The sequence below is a fragment of the Planctomycetaceae bacterium genome (assembly GCA_041398785.1).
Classification (GTDB): domain Bacteria; phylum Planctomycetota; class Planctomycetia; order Planctomycetales; family Planctomycetaceae; genus JAWKUA01.
Genome location: JAWKUA010000022.1, coordinates 66,786 through 86,433, shown reverse-complemented (window position 1 = coordinate 86,433; position 19,648 = coordinate 66,786). Strand labels below are relative to the sequence as shown.

At 59.1% G+C, this 19,648-nt stretch carries 12 protein-coding genes and 1 tRNA gene; 5 read left to right on the top strand and 8 right to left on the bottom strand.

The features are described 5' to 3' along the window. Positions 1 to 6 precede the first annotated feature (6 nt). Both R3C19_21875 and R3C19_21870 read right to left on the bottom strand, forming a co-directional pair. On the bottom strand, positions 7 to 1,347 hold the full coding sequence (locus R3C19_21875) for a DUF1552 domain-containing protein (protein MEZ6063003.1): 1,341 nt from the start codon (positions 1,345 to 1,347) through the stop codon (positions 7 to 9). Between the two features lie 26 nt (positions 1,348 to 1,373). Continuing rightward, entirely contained in the window at positions 1,374 to 3,854 is a 2,481-nt protein-coding gene (locus tag R3C19_21870) for a DUF1592 domain-containing protein (GenBank protein MEZ6063002.1), read from the bottom strand. Between the two features lie 248 nt (positions 3,855 to 4,102). On the opposite strand from R3C19_21870, the gene R3C19_21865 reads away from it, so the two are divergent. Beyond that, positions 4,103 to 6,298 (top strand): sulfatase-like hydrolase/transferase, encoded by a 2,196-nt coding sequence (locus R3C19_21865; GenBank protein ID MEZ6063001.1) that lies wholly within the window; start codon positions 4,103 to 4,105, stop codon positions 6,296 to 6,298. A 32-nt stretch (positions 6,299 to 6,330) separates the two neighbouring features. Here R3C19_21865 and R3C19_21860 read toward each other — a convergent pair whose 3' ends face one another. After that, complete coding sequence (locus R3C19_21860; protein MEZ6063000.1) at positions 6,331 to 7,020, bottom strand: C-type lectin domain-containing protein; 690 nt, start codon at positions 7,018 to 7,020, stop codon at positions 6,331 to 6,333. Positions 7,021 to 7,661: 641 nt separating this feature from the next. Here R3C19_21860 and R3C19_21855 point away from each other — a divergent pair. After that, entirely contained in the window at positions 7,662 to 8,309 is a 648-nt protein-coding gene (locus R3C19_21855) for a hypothetical protein (protein MEZ6062999.1), read from the top strand. A 551-nt stretch (positions 8,310 to 8,860) separates the two neighbouring features. Then, a tRNA-Phe gene (locus R3C19_21850) sits at positions 8,861 to 8,933 on the top strand. Positions 8,934 to 9,070: 137 nt separating this feature from the next. Here R3C19_21850 and R3C19_21845 read toward each other — a convergent pair. Together R3C19_21845 and R3C19_21840 are read right to left on the bottom strand one after the other, a co-directional pair. Next, the gene (locus R3C19_21845; GenBank protein ID MEZ6062998.1) at positions 9,071 to 10,486 is read right to left on the bottom strand and encodes a hypothetical protein; all 1,416 of its coding nucleotides are present in this window, start codon (positions 10,484 to 10,486) and stop codon (positions 9,071 to 9,073) included. After that, positions 10,486 to 12,294, bottom strand: coding sequence for a hypothetical protein (locus R3C19_21840; GenBank protein MEZ6062997.1), 1,809 nt, complete (start codon positions 12,292 to 12,294; stop codon positions 10,486 to 10,488). Before R3C19_21840 ends, R3C19_21845 begins: the two co-directional genes overlap by 1 nt. A gap of 414 nt (positions 12,295 to 12,708) precedes the next feature. Here R3C19_21840 and R3C19_21835 point away from each other — a divergent pair, with 414 nt between their 5' ends. Next, a complete protein-coding gene (locus R3C19_21835; protein MEZ6062996.1) occupies positions 12,709 to 13,233 on the top strand; it encodes a flavin reductase family protein in 525 nt (174 codons plus the stop codon). A 108-nt stretch (positions 13,234 to 13,341) separates the two neighbouring features. Then, positions 13,342 to 14,820 carry an FAD-linked oxidase C-terminal domain-containing protein gene (locus R3C19_21830; protein MEZ6062995.1) on the top strand — a complete coding sequence of 493 codons (1,479 nt, stop codon included), beginning with the start codon at positions 13,342 to 13,344 and terminating at the stop codon, positions 14,818 to 14,820. Positions 14,821 to 14,977: 157 nt separating this feature from the next. On the opposite strand, the gene R3C19_21825 is transcribed toward R3C19_21830, so the two are convergent. The 3 genes from R3C19_21825 to R3C19_21815 all read right to left on the bottom strand — a co-directional run bounded on the left by R3C19_21825 (position 14,978) and on the right by R3C19_21815 (position 19,452). Continuing rightward, positions 14,978 to 15,679, bottom strand: coding sequence for a hypothetical protein (locus tag R3C19_21825; GenBank protein MEZ6062994.1), 702 nt, complete (start codon positions 15,677 to 15,679; stop codon positions 14,978 to 14,980). A gap of 760 nt (positions 15,680 to 16,439) precedes the next feature. Further along, entirely contained in the window at positions 16,440 to 17,171 is a 732-nt protein-coding gene (locus R3C19_21820) for a hypothetical protein (GenBank protein ID MEZ6062993.1), read from the bottom strand. An 805-nt stretch (positions 17,172 to 17,976) separates the two neighbouring features. After that, positions 17,977 to 19,452, bottom strand: a complete 1,476-nt coding sequence (locus tag R3C19_21815) for a DUF1501 domain-containing protein (GenBank protein ID MEZ6062992.1) — start codon at positions 19,450 to 19,452, stop codon at positions 17,977 to 17,979. Positions 19,453 to 19,648 lie beyond the last annotated feature (196 nt).

The following is a 19,648-nucleotide window of genomic DNA, read 5'->3' as shown; positions in this document are numbered from 1 at the left end:
CCGGCGTCACGACAGCGACAGTGCTCCGCCGTCGTTGTACTTTTCGGTGCCGAACGACGTTAGGTCGTGATGTCCCAGACCGTGAGCGAGTGACAGCCACAGCCGGTTGTGAGCCGCGCCGTCCAGGTCTCGAGCACAGCCGGTCCGGAATCCGGCACCGCCGCCGACCAGCAGGAACGGGATGTTGCTGAGCGTGTGCGAGTTGCCCTTGCCCAGTTCGTTCAGCCACACGATCTGCGTGTTGTCGAGCATCGTGCCGTTTGAACCACCGGGTTCCGGAGTCGCAGCAAGGCGGCCGGCCAGATATGCAAGCTGTTCCGCGAACCAGCTGTTGATCCGTTTCAGCTTGTCGTGAGCATCCGCGTTGTTGTCCGGTTCGTGCGACAGCGAATGATGGCCTTCCTCGACACCCAGCCAGCGCATGCGCGCCTGTCCGACGGACCGCATGAACTGCAGGCTGGCCACACGAGTCATGTCGTTGGCCATGGCGTTGACCAGCAGGTCAATCTGCATACGGCTGATCTGCGGCGTGTTGTCGTTGACCAGTTCGATGTTGGGATCGATGTCGGGTTCGGGGAACTGCAGAGCCGACTGTTCGGCCGCGGCCGCAAGATCCTTTTCCAGTTGGCGGACATTCTGCAGATGTTCTTCCAGCATTTTCCGGTCGGCCGAACTCAGCTTTGGCGCGACACGATTCAGGTCCGCTCGGACGCTGTCCAGCACGCTGGCGACGACCTGTCGTTCCTGCGCGCCGCCGTACAGCTTTTCGAACATCTGGCCGGGATCATCGATGGGAGCGATCGGCTTGTCGCTGTCGGCGTAACACATGCGCGTCCACGGGTCAGCTCGATTGGGAACCGCCACGCCGAATTCCAGCGACCCGAAACGCGTTCGGGAATCATCTCGTGACTGAAAGAAGGTCCGCATTTCCTGATCGATCGAAATGCCGCCGGCCCAGCCCGCGGGTGTGTCGGATCCACCCTGAATGTTTCCCGGATTCAGTTCGGTCGCGGTCAGCAGACACGACATTCCGCGCATGTGGTTGTCACCGTCGCCGCGAATCTTGTTGTCGACACCTTTCAGGATCAGAGTCTGTTCGCGAAACGGTTCCAGAGCGCTGAGCATCGCCTTCAGCTTCAGCGGGCTGTCGGTTCCGAATTCGTCCGGCCAGAATTCGTCGGGCAGCGTGCCGTTGGGCGAGAACATCACGATCAGCCGTTTTCGCGGCGTCGCCCCGCTGTCGTCGGCACGCACCAGACTCGGCAAACCCGCCACAAATGGCAGAGCCGCCGCGCTGAGTCCAAGGTCGCGAAGAAATCGGCGTCGATTGTTGCTGATACGATGCATGATGCGTTTCCTTTGGCTGAAGAGTTTTACGGCGTCCCGGACAGGAGTTTTTCATCGGAGCCGCCGGCGGCGGTGCGCGTTGCGATCTGAACCCACAGATTCTGAATGTTGAACTGGTCTTTCTCGAATTGTTCGGACAGCGCCTCGATGGTCTGTTCACCGTACGCCATCGGATTCTGTTTCACCAGATGCTGGAAGACCTGCGTGACGAAAGCCCGGTGAGCTTCATCGTGCGAAACGGCAAATTCCGCAATGTCCTTCGCACGTGCGAATTCCAGAGTCTCGCCGGCTTCTGTTGTGTATTGAGTTCGCGTATCGACGGGCTTGCTGTTGTCGACCGACCGGAAACGCCCCACGGCGTCAAAACTTTCCAGCGTGAATCCCAGCGGATTGATGATGGAATGGCACGACATGCACGCTTTGTCGCTGGTGAGCTGCGTGACTTTTTCCCGCATCGTCAGGTCGGCGGCGAATTCGTTGTCCTTGAAGGCGACGGCCATCGGCGGAGGATTCAGGGCTCGCCCGACGATGTTGCGAGTCAGGAAGACACCGCGGTGAATCGGCGATGTGTTGTTGTGGTACGCGTAGGCGCTCAGCAGATACGGATGCGTCAGCACTCCGCTGCGCTGGCCTTCCGGAAATTCGACGGGCTGAAATTCCGACGCAACGCGTTCCGTCCGAGCCCGGCGACGGATTTCCTGCTCATCCAGTTCGGCACTGCCATCCGGCAGGTCAGCCGCGTACAGCTCACGCAGCGGATCATTCAGCACCAGGTAATCGGCAAGCAGAAGCTGGCGATAGTCCGATTCGCGGCTCCAGACCACTCGGTCGATGAACAGTTCCAGCGACTTCCGCAGGTCGGCGATGACGGCTTCGTCGAATTCGGGGAACATCGCCTTGTCCTTGGCCAGATCCCGTTCTTCCAGTTCCAGCCACTTGCGAAAGAAGCCCGCCATTTTTGCTTTCGCCCTGCCGTCCTCCATCATTCGGGACGCGTGCTGCCTGATCTGTTCGGGAGTCTGCAGCTCGCCACGGTCCGCGGCGTCGCTGAGTTCGCGGTCGGGAATCGAATCCCAGAGCGTCAGAGCCAGCCGCGACGCCACGGCATGCTGCGATGGCTGCTCATCGGCGGGCGTCAGATCGGTGTAAAGGAAGTGCGGCGACATCAGCACGGTCGCAACCGCGCGGCGGACGGCCGCTTCAGGGTTTTCGGAACTGGCCGACATGATCGCAGCCAGCAGTTCGCGTTCGCTGTCGGTCAGCGGTCGACGATAAGCCGTCGCAGCGAAGTTCAGCACGAAGTCACTGGCCCGTTTCGCACGATCGTCAGGGTCCGCGTCTTCGTCGTCAGAAAATCCGGCCAGCGCGGGCAAACGGTCCACAACTTCCTGAGCCGCCGCGACGGCCGCGCTGGTTGTAGCGGCCTGCCATTCGGGGGAAACCGAACTGCCCCGTTCGTAACCCAGACTGTGATCGTCTGCCGGAAACGGAGTTTCACAAACATAGACTCGCGGTGTCCTCACGGACTGCGTGTTGTTGTGATCCAGCACCTGCCACGCGCCATGCGGCGGCTTCCATTCCAGTTTGACGGAAGCGGTATCTTCCAGGTATTTGAAGAACTCCAGTCGAATCGGATACGTGCGGCCTCCCAGCAAAAATACGCGGGCACTCAGTTCACGCATTTTTCCGGAACTGACCCAGCCGTCGATCAGCGCCTGCTGGCCGGCGGCGGAACTGTCGTCGCGCAGCTTGCGAAGACCTTCCTGAGGATCCAGGTTCAGATACAGCCGAGCACCGTTTTGCGTCGTGATCCGGAACTCGTAGTGACCGGTCGCACCAGCGATCAGCCCGCCTTCCCAGATAATCGAAAACTGGTCCGGCAGAATCGTGGGAGTCGGACTGCCCGTGCCGAAGTCAAACTCCAGATGCGTGTCGCTGCTGTAGTGAGCCAGCCGGTCCGCCTTGCTCATGCCTCGCGACTGAAAGTATTCGCCTCGCAGCCCCGGCACAACCGGTTCCTCGGTGGCAACGCGCCGTGAACGACGCCGGGGACGATCATCGTCGGACTGCTCGCGGGGTTGTCCGGGAGCGAATCGACCAATCGTGTCCGCGATCACGTTGCGGTACTGATCCACCGTCAGCCGCGACAGCTCGACGACGGGCCTGTCGTTTGCCGCCTGGGAGTAGAACGTCTTGTGGATGTATTCCGCCAGCAGACGAGCTTCCTCACCGACGCAGTCAGCCGGATCTTCTTCCGGCATGGTTTCGACGATGAGCTTCGTCAGTTCATCGATGGTCTGCGTACCTCGCAGCGGTTCGTTGTGCCCGTCCGCGACGCCCTGACCGGAATCTCCGTGGCAGCGAGCACACTTCGCGGCGTACACCTTCGCCGGATCAATGGCCACTTCGGCTGGTTCGTCACCGGCAGCCGCTCCGCACGGGCAGCAGACGGCGAAAGACACCAAAACAACACACAAACTCAGGAGGTGGATCACAGAGACACGCATCGTTCGTTCACCAGGTTCGGTTCGCTCGCAACTCAGGGGTTCGAAGAGCCTGTATTTTAACCGAAATCGAGCCGCGAGCAATTCCTGATGCCTGGTCCGCCGCGCGCCGGATGAACTCCCGGGACTTGCTTTGTACGATGCGAACCAGCTGAAGACGTTCCCACGGCGGAAAACTTCTCGCGGGCAATCGCGAGCAACATGAAACGACGGAGACGACGATGACATCCGGACAATTGCCGAGAACAGTCTTGACGCGAACGCTGCTGCTGCTCGTCTGCGCGATCACGCAATACGTCCGCGCGGAGGCATTCGAACGTCCCAACATCGTCTTCTTCTTCACCGACGATCAAACGACATCGACGCTTGGCTGCTACGGTAACTCCGTCATCCGCACACCCAATATCGATGCTCTGGCCGCTCGCGGAACCCGGTTTGAAAACGCATTTGTCAGTCATTCGATCTGCTGGGTCAGCCGCACAACGATCCTGACCGGACTGACGGGTCGCAGCTATGGCACGCCTGGTAATCACGATCTGGCTCGACCGGAAGCCGTGGAAACGCTGTATTCCGACATTCTGAGACAGCAGGGCTATCGCACCGGCTACTTCGGCAAGTGGCACGCAAGGATGCCCGAAGGCTACCGCGCCGAAGATCACTTTGATGAATTCGAAGCAATCGGCCGCGATCCGTATTACAAGAAACAGCCCGACGGAACTCTGCGTCATGAAACCGAATTGATCGTCGATCGAGGTATCTCGTTCATCGAATCGCAGCCAGGGGACCAGCCGTTCGCACTGAATATGTGGTTCAACGCGTGCCACGCCGAAGACGGTGACCGACGTCCGGGAATCGGCCATTTTCCGTGGCCACGTTCCGTCGACGGAATGTATGACGATGTGACGATCGCCCCGCCGCGGCTGAATGATCCGGCGATCTTCGAAGCTCAGCCGGATTTCCTGCAGACCACCATCAATCGGGAACGCTGGTTCTGGCGCTGGAATACACCGTACAAGTATCAGATCAATATCCGAGCCTATTACCGCATGGTCAGCGGCATTGACGGTGAGATCGGCCGGTTCATGAAGGCGCTGGAAGACCATGGACTTGCCGACAATACCATCATCGTCTATTCCGCCGACAATGGTTACTACATGGGCAACCGCGGCTTCGCGGGCAAGTGGTCTCACTACGACGAATCGCTGCGGGTGCCCCTGATCGTCGCCGACCCGCGGGTCGACGCAAGCCGGAAGGGTCAGGTGACCGATGCTCTGGCGCTGAATCTGGATCTGCCGTCGACGTTCCTCGACTGGGCCGGAGCCGACGTCCCGGATCGCTATCAGGGCCGCAGCCTGAGCCCCGTTGTCAGCGACGGAAAGCCGGACGACTGGCGGACGGAAACCTTTCACGAACACTTCGCCGTTCGTACGCGGATCCCGGCATTTGAAGGACTGAGAAATCAGCGGTTCAAATATGTTCGCTACGTTGATCACGGCAACCGTGAGTTCCTTCACGACCTGCTGAGTGATCCGGACGAACTGGTGAATCTCGCGGACAATCCGCAGCACGCCGACACGCTGCAGGCCATGCGGGAACGGACGACGCAGCGAGTCCGCGAACTGGGAGGTCCGCTGCAGCCGCTGGCGGAAGAATTCACCGCGTCCACGGTTCCTCATCCGGAAGCGTCGGCCGCGGTGACCGTCAAACCCGGCGACGACGGTTTCGTGAACCTGTTCAATGGCCGCAACCTGGCTCAGTGGTCGGGAGATCCGCAGTTCTGGTCCGTGCAAGACGGTGCCATCACCGGCGTCACGGACGGATCGCTGAAGTCGAATCGATTTCTGACCTGGAAGGGATCAACGATTCGCAACTTCGATCTGCGAGTGCAGGTGAAAGTGACGCCCGGAGGCAACAGCGGACTGCAATATCGCGGCCAGTCGCGGCCCGACCTGGGACTCGACATTGTCACCGGCTATCAATGCGACGTCGTCGCTGACGTTCCCGAATACAACGGGATGCTGTACGAAGAACGAGGTCGCCGCATTCTGTCGCACACCGGCGAAAAAGTGATCGTCGATGAATCCGGGCAGCCGTGGGTTGTCGACAAGATGCCGGTCCGCGAATTCGCGCCGGACGAATGGCACGACTTCCGTGTGCTCGTTCAGGGAAACCATCATCAGCACTGGATCGACGGACACCAGACCGCCGACCTCATCGACCTGGACCCGACCGGCCGCGCTCTGGAAGGAGTGCTGGCGGTCCAGGTCCACGTCGGCCCGGCGATGAAGATTCAGTACCGCGACTTCAAGATCAAACACCTGCCCGACGACCTGCCCGTGCTGAACCCCGAGGATCATCCGATTCCGACCGACGCCTACGGAGTCCGTCCCCAGGGAAGACTCCCCGCCGACTGGAAACCACCGATCTACGGGGAGCGGTCGAAGTAGCGGGTGACACCTGAGATTGGTTACGCTGACAGTTACTTGCTGTTCCAGCGGTCGCGCCAAGTGCGAGTTGTCCGGTAGAGGACACCAGCGACTGCCAGACTCATGAGGAGTTGTAACGGTGACGGCTCTGGAACGGCCGCAGTTTCAAACTCCACGATGTACCCGTGAAGCCCGTCGCCGATGCGGCCATCATTCCACCCCCCGCCGCCGCGGAACAGCAGTGCATCTTCATTGCCACTATTATTCGGCTCGCCGACCGCCCAATTGGAGAACTGTCCCGCAACAGTGCCCGTGCCGGCGATAAAGAAAACCTGCCCTGCCTCGGGGCCGCCCGCCCATGTCCAAGTGCCTTCGGTATCGCCATCTGTGCCTCCCACCCATGCCGACGGCTCACCGGAGGCGAACACGTGGTCGGAGAGAAACTGATTCTCGGCTGAAGAACCGATGTTCGCCAAGTGACCGTTGTGCGTTGTGCCGTTGAATTCGAATGTCAAGTTCGTTGCTGCCGCAGTGGCAGAGTCCCAGCGGAAGCTGCCCACGATGTGTTCGTAGTGGTTCCCCGTGCCAGCGAAGTAGATTGGCGACGCACTGACTGCCGTGGGGTCAAGAGCGAACAATAGCATCGCGACGCAAACAGGGATGACATACGTCGACACTCGTATGCGAAAACAAGTCTCTCTCTGTTTTTGCATGAAGACCTCGGCCCGTAAAGATTCAGACAACGCTCCATCGCGACTAACTGCCACCGTGCGAAATGAGTCGCCAGAGAGCGTAGCGGCTCCGGAGGCACGCTGCAAATCACGACGCTGTGTCGGCAAAGGTTCGTCTATTGCATCCAGGAACCTCAGTCAGATCGAGGTGGGTTGCATCCCGCCGTGCGTCCTTCCATTGCGTAGCCGGACCCCAAGTCTGCGCAAGTAAGTAGCTGCGTGGTTGACATGCTTTGCAAGTCAGACCAATCATCTCTATCATGTTTCTTACGGGAAAAATGGCAGTCCGTAAGAACCGTTCCTTCTAGCTGGAATAGTGACCCACCGGGCCAGGGCGATGAAAAGATTCTCCGCAGCAGTGTCGCTACTGATTCTTCTGTTTCCCGCCTCTGGTAATTGGCGTACGGGAACATCTGCAGTTGCAGGCGTCATCTCTGGCGTGACAATTAACAACACAAGTGCTCAGGACTCGGTCGTTACCTCGTCAAGCTTTTTCCGAAGCACAGATTCCTGGGCAACCGTTGCTTCAGTCACAGCGGATCCCGCAATCACAAACAACGTGGCGTCGTTTTCGACACGTTTCGGGTGGTCGCTTGCGCTGATCTCCGCCTCCGAGCGGCACCGGTGCCGCTGGAGCGTTGAGTCGGAAAGCAATGAGCTACACGTTGGCTTTTACAATCGAAGATGCTGCGAATCAGGGTTACCATGTGCGTGTCGACACCTCGATGAGAGGATATTCGACAGCGCGGTTTTCCAGTGGCTCCTCCAGCGGAAATGTTGTCAATGCAAGTGGCACGACCGTCTATGGCTCTGTCGACACTGATACCACCGACGGCAACAGTACGCTGTCGACATTTGTCGGTGACTTGACGTTGAACGCAAACCAGGCCAGAGCGTCGTCAAGTAGCGTATTTTCCAATGTTTTGACAGCGGATGCCGATTCACTTGACCTCGGTTTCTTCACTGGTACCCGCAGTTTCGCCCTCCGATATACGACATCAACGGCTCCGCATTCTGCCACGATCCTGGGCAACACCGTTGGCGAAGCAGCACTACGGTTTGGACTTGATCCGACGAATGACCCCGCGGGCACACCCTTCAACGAAGCATTCTACGTTGGGCCTGATGGAGAACCGGCTTCTTTGCATGGCCACTTCGTCACCGTCTCAGCGGAGTTCACTGCGGTTCCGGAACCGGGCACGACCGGTTGGATCTCTGGAATTGCGGCCGCATTCGCCTGCTGCATTCGGCGTCTCAAGCGAACGCACCGCCTGCCGCCAGAGGCGCAAGTCTCGATGTAACTCTGGGCTCTGCGACGAAATGACAGGTGAAGCCGCCCCGGGTTCACGGACCAGTGGTTAAGATGGATTCAAGTCAGTTTGATGGTGCGTATGGCGGGTCGTATCGTGTCATCACGAAAATGGAGATATCACGGCACGGGCACGAGAGCGACTTGATGCAGCGGTCAAGTCAAAGGAATCCGGTAAATAGGTTGTCCGACGACCCAATCCCGCCCAACGCGTACGGAGTCCGTCCCCTGGAAGACTCTCCGCCGACGGGAAGCCACCGATCGACGGCGAACGGTCAAAGTACCGGTTGGTTCGATTGACGTATCGACTGACTTGGTTCTCCACCGCGAACTGTGGGACGGAGACGCCAATGTCACGGCGCGGAAACCGCGGCTGCCGCTGAGGGATTTCCGGGAGAATTCAGCACTGATGCGGACGGGCAACTGATGCCGACGGGCAGACGACGCGGGAGTAATACTGGCTGCGTGCCTTGTGTCGGCAAATGCTCGCCACTAGACTCCCTCGCTCAAATTTGCGGGTGTCAGCTCGCAAGGCCCGATTCAGGGCGGATAGCTCAGTTGGTAGAGCACAGGACTGAAAATCCTGGTGTCGCCGGTTCGATTCCGGCTCCGCCCACTTGGAAACCCTGCTTTTCTGCCGTGGAATCGCAGGGTTTTCTGTTGCGCGGCGGGTGCTGAGGGAACATCCGGGCTGCGTTCCGATGCTGACTCGGATTCACGCGGCCCGGGAGCAATTTGACGGATGGGGTAAGTTCACAAAACGTCCCATTCCAGATCGAAGAACATACGTTTGGCACGCTGTGTCGATTTGAAATTGCTGTCTCGCTTCAGGGCATCGACCAGCTTGCTTCGGGGAACTTCGGTGCCTCGGCTGCGGCTGCCATGGACTCCCGAACGAGTGGACACGACGCTGTCCAGCCGCTGTGCGTCGGTTTCGTCGTCGGAGCGTTTGTCGAAAAGTGTCCACAACGACTTCGGCGTTGCGTTCAGACTTCCGTGATGGCCGACTTTGTAGAAATCCGTCTTGGCCAGAGCCTTGCGGATGTCGCGGCTGTTGGGTGCTTCGCGAAGCGCGTACAGCCAGTTTTCAATTTGAGCGTCGCCGGGAAACAGCAGACTTTTGTGCTGCGTCCGGAATAGCAGTATCAGGCTGGTGTTGTTCATCGCCTGATCAACGATGCGCACGATCTGCAGCGTCTGCTGGACGTTGAGCCGATCCATTCGTGATGCCAGCCACCGTGCGTGAGCGGGAGGCAGGGCGGCCGACATTTCGGGGTAAAGCAGTTCGTCATCGTCGCTGACGGCGGCTTCGGCGGCTTCACCGTGAAGGCTCCAGAAATCCGCCTGCAGATGCCAGAACTCGTCGGGATCGGTGCTGCGCTGTTTCAGAATCGACTGCCACTGTTTTGCCGTCGGAGGTCCCAGCACATCGACATCGACGCCGGGCAGCAGACGTCCCAGGCCGGGATCTTTTCCGAACGACAGAAACCGCGGCTGACGACGGCCCATGGTCAGCAGATTCTCGATCGCCGCCCGGTTGGCGAGATTGTTTTCCCCCAGAAACTGAAGCTGCGACATTCCGGAAATGGACGCCTGCTGCCGGGCTTCTCGAGTTTTTCGAAGGGCGGACACCTGACGTTCGACGGCTCCCGCGAATGCCTGCATCCCGGCCAGACTGCGGGCGAAGGACTGATCGCTGCGAAGATTCCCTGTCGGAGTCAGCGCGTCGGGTTCGGCGTCGGGATCTTCGGTCCACGGCAACAGCACGATGTCGGGTTTCAGCGATGCAATGATGTTTCCGGGAGCCGTGCCGGAATCATTCGTCCGGAACCCGTCGATGTGATCCTTGTGGCGGTGAGTCGCGACGACAACGTCCAGCTTGCCGCCGCATTCGTGAGCAATATCTTCCGCGATCAGCGACATGTACCGCTGCACGCTGACCGGCGTGCGAAGCGATGAGACCACTGCCTTGAGATGTTCGGGAACCTTCTTTTCCAGGCTGCTGCGAACGGACGCCGGCACGCGCGTGCTGCCGAAGTCGATCAGCAGGTGCCGATCACGGGAACGACCGCTGGCCGTCGGCGGATACCGGAACGTCAGCAGAAAGCAGTCGCCGAATCCGACCTGATAGGTTCTCAGCCGGCAGGACGTGGGTTTCACCGTCGCCATCACGCAATTTCCTCCTCCGGAAACTGTGGCTGACCGATCGCTCGCAGCCGATGCAGTTCGGCAAAGTTGGCCGTCAGTTTCGTGTGACCTTTGCCGTGCAGATAGCCTCCGTGTTTAATCAGATAGTCGACGCGCCGCTGCTGCCGGTCGACCGAATTCAGCCGATTGGCGATGTGAAACTTCAGCCGGCCGAATTCATCAAAAATCAGGATGCCTCCCGCGGAAAGCCGGACCTGAGTGTTCGGCGGAAGATCCGGCGGCGAAGCGATATTCATGCGGCCGAGTTCAGCGGACGTCAGGTCCGCAAGCTGAACGTATTCGGCCACGGTTTCCTGCAGGAAGAAGCCGTCCGGACCGACTCTCATGCAGGGCCGAACGGACAGAATCTGTGTGTAGATGTTCTCATACAGGCCCAGCGAACGGCGGTTCTCCCACAGAAAGCGAAACACTTCGTCCTTATCAGTCTGCATCGATCGAAAGTGAGACCGCGCGTAGGTGAGCTGTTTCGTGTCCGAACGTCCCCACAGTCCGCCTTCGCTTCCCCTGCCGCTGGCGGTCGGCCGGATTCCGAACGCCGCGAAGGCGTCAATCAGTTGCTGACGGTAGTGGTACTTTTCATCGTTGGCACAGACTTCGTGGTCGGCCGTCAGAATGGCGCTCAGGTAGTCGCCGAAGCTGATGTGAACCGGCATCAGGTAGTCGATGGCGCGAATGGCAATCGTCAGCAGATGATCGGCGGCGGTGGCTGCTTCTTCGACGGCGCGGTCCAGGTCGATCAGGTCCGGAGGTTCGTCGGAATTACTGGAAGCTCCGGAAAGCCCTGTCAGCCGCTGCTGAAACACCATCAGGAAGGCTCGCAACACTGCCGCGACGAGAATTTCACCGCGACGATGCGGTTCTTCAAATTCCGGATCGTGCAGATAATGGTCGGGAGTCGCTTCCAGGCGGCCGGAGGCTCTCAGCGGTTCTCCGCGAACTCCGGACAGTTCCTGCCCCATCTGTTCCGCCAGACCCAGCAGCACGGACTTCACCAGATGCTCGGTCTGCAGAGATTCGCGTTTGATGAACTTCCGGCCGTCCACCGTGCGCAGGTCCGAACGGTTGTCCTTCTGTTCGAACACGGTCCGGACGATTTCCTTCTGAGCAAACACCGACAACAGCGCGACGATATCGCTGAACCCTTCGTGAAACGCCGCCTGGTCGGCCGATGAAAGATCCATGAACCTCGGCCGCAATCCGTCCAGCAATGCGTGAGTCGTTTCGTGAGCGACGATGTCATGCGACAGTGCCGTCAGAACCGTGCGACCGTTGCTGCGAAAATATCCGAAGAACAGGCCTTCGTCGCTGCGTGAATAGAACGCGTTGGCCATCGCAAAAGCATGCGGCGCCACCTTCAACTGATGCGACCGAAGCTGCCAGCTCACGCGGCGGCCGAGAGCGAATTCGAATCGCGACAGTGTCTTCATCACGATCGCGTAGACGTTCTGAGCGTGAAAGTGCGGATCGTCCAGCAGTTGTTCGGGCGGCACGTTTGCGAACGGATCAACAAACCCGGGAGGATCGGAATCCCTGCCGCCGTCGTGATGCTCGTACTGATCCGGATCCAGAGCCGGCAGAAATCGCTGCGTCGCGGCATCGTAGTCCACGACCTGAACGCGGTATCCCCACGGACCTTCCGCCAGCCGTTCCGCGGGAATCCACAACTGCGTCATCAGCGGCTTGCCGTCCGCATCGGTCACACCGGGATCCTGAGCCACAATGGTCAGAGGCCGGAGCTGCGCGTCGGAGGGAACCTGCTGGATGCTCATTCGCCGGAGGCCCGTTGCTGCGGACGAAATGCCGGGGTGAAGATCTCCGCACCATTGTTAGCAGGCTCAGCGGAAGCTTGCCAGTCATTCGTTCAAATCCGCAGCCCGGAGCCACCGCGTTCGGCGCAATACCTTGTTCCGCGGGCTCCAGCCCAGGAACGGGACGCCGGGAAGGCTCCGCCTTTGCGATCGCTGCTGCGGCGCCTCACTCTGAACGGCAGGCGGAGCCTGCAAGGCATTGCGTTCCAGAGCAGGAGCCCTGGAACGAGGGCGGGGACGGACTTTCGTGGTTGGAAATGTCGGCTCGCATCGGACATGCTACGCGCTGTGACGACACGACATCGTGCCCTTGCAGCAGAACGTCCCGCGACAGACCATTCACCACCGTTCCATCGATTCTCCGAAAGCCGATCCATGGCTCGTAAAAGCTCGTCATCCGTCGAATCATCCGGCGAATCGTCCGGCGAAGTTGCGCCGGTGCTGGGTCGGATACCCAGCGGCGCGTTCATACTTGTCGTCGGCGACGGCAACGGGCGGACGACCGGCATGCTGGCCAGTTGGGTCCAGCAGGCATCCTTCGACCCGCCGCAGGTCACCGTCGCCGTCAACAAATCTCGCTTTCTGACGGACTGGCTGTCTGATGACTCACCGGTCACCATCAATCAGGTGCCGAAACCGGACGCCGGACTTTTCAAACACTTCGGCAGGGGTTTCGAACCCGGTGTTGACGCCTTCAGCGGAGTTCCAACGATGCCCGGCGAAAACGGCTTACCGCTGCTGACAAATTCACTCGCGTCGCTGGAAGGCATTGTGGCCGACAAGCTGGAATCCGGAGATCATCTGATTTACCTGATCACGATCACATCGGCCAGAAGTCACCAGCCGCTGGATTCGACCGAACCGTATGTCCACATTCGAAAGAACGGTCTGAATTACTGAGGCACCGCCACCTGCGATGCCAGGAACAACCGGCCGCGATACAACGCGGTGTCGTCGAAAAGCGTCGCGCCGCCTGACTGAAAAACGTTCTTTGATCCAGCTTGCATCATGACCACCGCAACACCAGCCGATCCTGCGGCACCCACAACCATCACGCCGGAATTCCTGCGCGAACTGGCTGCGATTGTCGGACCGCAGCGACTGCTGAGTTCCCGCGATGAGCTGCTGGTCTACGAATGTGACGGCTACGTCGTGGAAAAGAACGTTCCGGACGTCGTGGTCTTTCCGGAGTCCGACAGCGAAGTCGTGGAGATTGTCCGCGCGTGCAATCGATTCGACGTGCCGTTTGTGCCGCGCGGCGCGGGAACCAGCCTTGCCGGCGGATGTCTGCCCGTCGGCGGCGGAGTCATGATTGCTCTGACTCGCATGAAGCGGATTCGGGAAATCAACCTGCGCGACCGCTACGCCGTTGTCGAACCGGGAGTCGTCAACGTGCATTTGACACAGGCGCTGGCGGGGTCCGGATTTCACTACGCTCCTGACCCGTCCAGCCAGGGGGCGTGTACGATCGGCGGCAATGTGGCGACCAACAGCGGCGGACCTCACACGCTGAAGTACGGTGTCACGGTGAATCATGTGATCGGTGTGGAGTTCGTCGCGCCGGACGGAACGCTGCAGCGACTGGGAGGCCCGACGGGGAAAGGCACCGGCTTCGACCTGACCGGATTGTTCGTCGGCAGCGAAGGCACGTTCGGAGTCGTGACAAAGGTCTGGGTGAAGATCGTTCGCAACCCGGAATCGTATCGCACGATGCTGGGAATCTTCGAAACGGTCGACGACGCGACTCGCACGATCAGCAGCATCATCGGAGCCGGCATTGTTCCGGCCGCTCTGGAGATGATGGATCGCGGAATTGTCGGAGCTCTTGAAGACGCCTATCACTTCGGCTTCCCGCTGGATGCCGAAGCCGTGCTGCTGATCGAAGTGGACGGGCTGGAAGTTGCCGTCGATGCGGAAGCAGCCACCATCATTCGACTTTGCCGCGAATGCGGTGCTCGCGACGTGCAGCTTTCGCAAACGGCCGAAGAACGCGCTTTGTTGTGGAAATGCCGCAAGCAGGCGTTCGGGGCCATCGGCCGGCTGAGTCCCAGTTATTGCACTCAGGACGGTGTCGTGCCCAGAACCCGCGTGCCGGAAATCCTGCAGTTCATCAGCGACGTCAGCCAGCGCCATGACATCCGAATCGTCAACGTGTTTCACGCCGGCGACGGCAATCTGCACCCGATTCTGCTGTTTGACGAACGTCACCCGGAACAGGTGCGGCGAGTGATGCTGGCCAGCAACGAAATCCTGGAAAAGTGCATCGAACTTGGCGGAAGCGTCACCGGTGAACACGGCATCGGCGTCGAGAAGATCAGTTTCATGAACCGGCTGTTCACCGACGAAGACCTGGCCGTGATGGACGACGTTCGCAAAGTGTTCAACCCCGACGGCCGGTGCAGCCCCGGCAAAATGCTGCCCACCGCGGGAGCCTGCGGGATGGAACACATCGAACAGACTCACCCCGGACGACGAGCCGCGATGTAGCGATCTGTTGAACAAAGGCTTGCGAGCTTCGGCTCACCGCGCTCTGCCCCGAACGCCCGCCGCACAATCCCCCTCAACCCTCCACCACCCGCCCACTCCGCGCCAAGCGAAGTCAAAGCGTCACGTGTTATGTCTCATAGTGGGCCACAGAATGGGTCTATTCGTTCAAATTTGCAGCAAATTCTTCAAAAGAAGCCCTTGCCAATTGCTCTAAGTCTCGTTTACTTATAGGCAGGTTACGAAGTTGAGAATATAGCTCTTGTGCATAGTTACTATCATTCAGAATAATGCCAAGTTCGATCCTAGCGCTCAAAATCTGAGCAAACTCGATGGAGGTATCATCACCATGCTTCTTGATGGCTACGTCAAGAACTTTAGCTGCGGCAGCGTCATCGTTCTTGAAATCCCGTAATCGTCTTGCCATATTGAGGGAGCGTTGCAAAGGCGTTTGGTCAGTGCTTTTATAGGCTTCAGCCACTTCATGGTCTTTACCCCCTTGGATAATAAAGATGATTGAATTACCAGCAACGTCGGTCAGGGTAAAGCGAGTCTGACCTTCTCTCATTCTGGAAATGCGTGGAACACCCTGATAAGGAGACTTTTCCTTGAAGCTCTTAATCTTTGTCGCATAGGTCCTGTGCAGAGTTTCCAGCTCTGAGACGAGGACAAGGCAACTGCTGAAGTTATGTACAGGCTCTATGTCAACACCAATAAAATGGAAATCAATGTCATTTGAATGGACCACCCCATAAGCATACGGAGCCTTCTGTTGATAGGTAACTTCGTAATCTAAGCTTTGCCAGAATGCCAGGTTCTCTGGCATGGACTGGCAGGGAAGAATGGGGATGGTTCGAGCCATTCAACATCCTTTTACGACGATATTTGCGACATAAAGAAATTGATTTATGCGGCGGCAGGAACCCGACTCATAGATCGTCCGTTGAACTTTTCCGCTTCGTGGGCGGGGGACGGGGTCAGACGGGGACGGGTCGCTACTGCGAATTCAATGATGTCCGCGAAGACGCCCGCGAGGTCTGCCACACCGTGATTGTATCCTCAGGGCGACTCGTTGTCGCTACCCGGGGCGGTTGAACGAGAATCAGCTTCCACGGATCAGTGATATCGTGCGAATCACGCCGCTCCGGACGTTCCACGCGGACGCACAAAACCTCACGTCGCGCAACAGCGAGCAATTCGCTCCTTCAGAACGGCCGAAGAACCTCGCCTCCACACGTGTGCAGGAAATGGGCGATCCCGGACAATCCCGAAACGTATTCCAGACCGGAAAGCACGACCGCCCGGGTCGGTGAACTTGTAAGTGGATGGGCCGCTGGCAACGCCATCGCGTCCGGTGGCGAACCGGTCATGCCTGATCCCCGCACCAACGGCGCGGCTGTGCGCCTACGGAAACAATCGGCGACACTGAAAACGCATACGGCGTTCTGAGCAACTCCCGCGGCGCGGCGAACGCGCCCGGGCTTCCTGATCAAAGGCCTGTGAGCTTCGGCTGACGGCGCTCTGCCGCGAACGCCCGCCGTTCGGTTCGCGTCACACCTTCACCAACCGCCCACTCCGCGCCAGGCGAAGTCAAAGCCTCACGTGTTATGCCGCGCGATTGCTCAGCCCCAGTCACAAGCCTGAATAAAATCGCAATCGAACGCGGCTCGCGCCAGGTCGATGACGGAGTCAGCCAGCACATCAACGCTACCGTCTTTGAGTCTAGGGAAGACGAATTTGCCGTAGTTGAATTCGATCCAGAACATACCACATCCGGCATTCGGGACTCTGAATGCGCCAATCTCAGGATGCACATACAGTCCATCCGCGTTTTCGGCAGGAGAACAGTCTTCGTTGTACTTTGGACGATAATTTGCGAATGCTGGCGGCCGGTGAAGATCGTCCTCACTATCGAGCATGTAGAGCCGCACGACATTCGCTCGTATGCGACAACGGACTTCAAGATGGTATGCGCCATCCATTACCTTCCAGTCGCCGTCCTCCACGGACCCGACCGTCAATGGCGGAACGGAAGGAACGCCTTCACCCGTTAGCAAGACATCAAATTCCTGCTGGTTCGCGGCGTGTTCGGTTATCTGGGAAGGATCGGACAATGTTCTTGGTCGCTCAAGCGTCCGTGATGGACCTCGAAGGTCGATGGTTTCGCCGGTCATTGGATTGCGCATCTGCCGGACGCGTGGTTGCCCCTTCGTCACGCGCGCGAATGCAACCTTGGCACCATTGGCGACATTGCCATTGTCGATGAGTCCACGAACGAATCGGGCAACGGCGTCTGCGTCCGGGCGAAATTCGGACGAAGATGGAATCAGCAGGTGAGTGTAGTTTAGAGACATGAGAGACGGCTTCGGTTAGCGGCAGAACGAATTGCGATCTATGCGGCGGCAGGATGCTGACTCATTGATCGTGCGTTGGACTTTTCCGCTTCGTGAGTCTGATCGGCTCACACTGGCCGCTGCAGCATCAGTTGTGGTGACGGGACGGTGCGATGCCGATGGTACCGGGGCAACCGGCCGATGTCACCTTTAAGGAGCCATACACAGCCGGTGCGGTTCGTCTGGTATCTCCGAACACAACAGGCAGGCCTGTCGCAGCAGGGGCAGTGAGCACTGAATTCCGTCCGTCGCGCAGCAGTTCAGAAGTCGGCGACAACGCTGCGCCGGCAACCGGTCGCAATCTCTGAATGTGAGCGATGGCGATCATCCGCACGGCTCCCATGTCCGGTTGGCACTGGCTGCATCGGTGCTTCCGTATGCATGGTCCGCCGAAACTGTCAGTGTTTCCGGGGTTTCAGCGGCGGTTTCACGCTGGATACCACAGTGTTTCTGCGACCGCGTATCGATTCTGAAACCGGGATTCGACTTCGCAGACTGCCAGTTGCATCGGATCTCCCACCGAAAGACGTGTTACGAGCCCCGTTCGCTTCGCCGTCGCATCGGCCTGGCACCGCGCCTCCTGGAGGCTGATCCGATGCCAAGGAGGACGGGGCGGTCATCCGTTTGCTGAGCCTGAGCGGAGGTTCTCAGCACACCAAATCCCCCCCCACGGATAGTGCGAATGACCCAAAAAAAAGAGGCCCGGCTATTGCGCCGGGCCTCGCTGCAGGTTCACTGGCGGGGGTGGGTGATCGGGCGGTTTTCGCTACGCAAAGAACGCGTTGACGGCGGACGCCTTCACCAGTTCGCGCGGCTGATTCAGATGGTTGTAGACGATCGTTTCCGGATTGATGCCGAAGGAATGATAGATCGACGCCAGCAGTTCCATCGGATGGACCGGGTTTTCCAGCGGAGCGGACGCGGTCTTGTCGGACTTGCCGTGGACGTTGCCGCGTTTGACGCCGGCACCGGCGACGATCCCTGTGTAGCAGTAAGGCCAGTGGTCCCGGCCGTCGTCGCTGTTTCCGTTGCCGGATGTGCTGACACCGCGCTGAGGACTGCGGCCAAATTCTCCGATCACGACCACCAGCGTCTCGTCCAGCATGCCGCGTTCGTCCAGGTCGGATATCAGGCCTGACACGCCGGCGTCCAGCATGGGAGCGGACTGATTCTTCATGCGGTTGGACAACCCCGTGTGGTGGTCCCAGGAATGATTGTCGGAGTTCGCAATTTTCGGCCAGACGACTTCCACGACTCGAGTCCCGGCTTCCACCAGGCGGCGAGCCAGCAGGCAGGAATCGCCAAACGTGTTTCGACCGTACAGTTCACGTGTGGCATGGGACTCCGAATCCAGACCGAATGCTTCGCGAGCCCGGCCGGAAACGATCAGATCCAGTGCTCGTTCATAGTACTGGTTCAGATTCAGGTCCTTGACGGCGTTGTCGATCTCGGGCATACCGTTGCTGATCACGGTGCGCAGATCCGCGCGGCGCTGCAGGCGAGTACTGAAGACTTCCGGTCGCAGTTTCAGATCGTCGATCTTGATCCGCGACATCTTCTTCATGTCCATGTCGTCACCGCTGGGATACAGCGTGTAGGGATCGTAGGCCTTGCCCAGAAATCCGGCGGTTCCGCCCTTCCCGACGACGTTGCTTTCCTGCAGCGGGCGGGGCAGCATGACAAACGGCAGCATGGGTTCGTCGACAGGACGCAGCCGCACGATGTTGGAACCGAAGTTGGGAAAGTCTTTCGGACTGGGAGGTTCCAACTGCCCGGACGGACTGACTTTGTCCGTCGTGTAGCCGGTCATCATCTGGTAAATCGCGGCCGTGTGGTTGAACAGTCCGTTCGGCGTGTAGCTCATCGAGCGGATCATTGTGAACTTGTCGTTCACCTGAGCCAGCTTCGGCAGGTTTTCGGTGAACTGCACTCCCGGCAGTTTCGTGTCGATGTTTTTGAAGACGCTTTGAACGTTGTCGGGGACGTTTTCCTTGGGGTCCCACAGGTCCAGGTGCGACGGTCCGCCCTGCAGGTAAAGCATGATGATGCTTTTCGCTTTGCCCCAGCCGGGTCCGCCGCTGATTTCACTGTTATTGGCCGCGCTGGCGGCCTTTAACTGCAGCATCGTGCCGAGAGACAGCCCCAGCATTCCGGACCCGCCGACTCGCAGCACATCTCTGCGAGTAGGCCCGAGGTTCCGATCGCAAACGTCCTTGGCGAGTTCACCTTTGATACGCAGCATGGCAGGATTCCTGTGGCGGGGAGCGAATTGTGAGCAAAGGATACGCAAGTCTGAGCGACGTGAATCTGATGGGCGAGAATGCTTTTCACGAAGCGTCAGGGAATGCCGGGGAACAGTGCCCCGGCCAGCAATCGTCGCTGATGTAGTCTATCTCCGCGGTCGGGAAACACGCAACCAAATCCCCCAACCGCAGCTT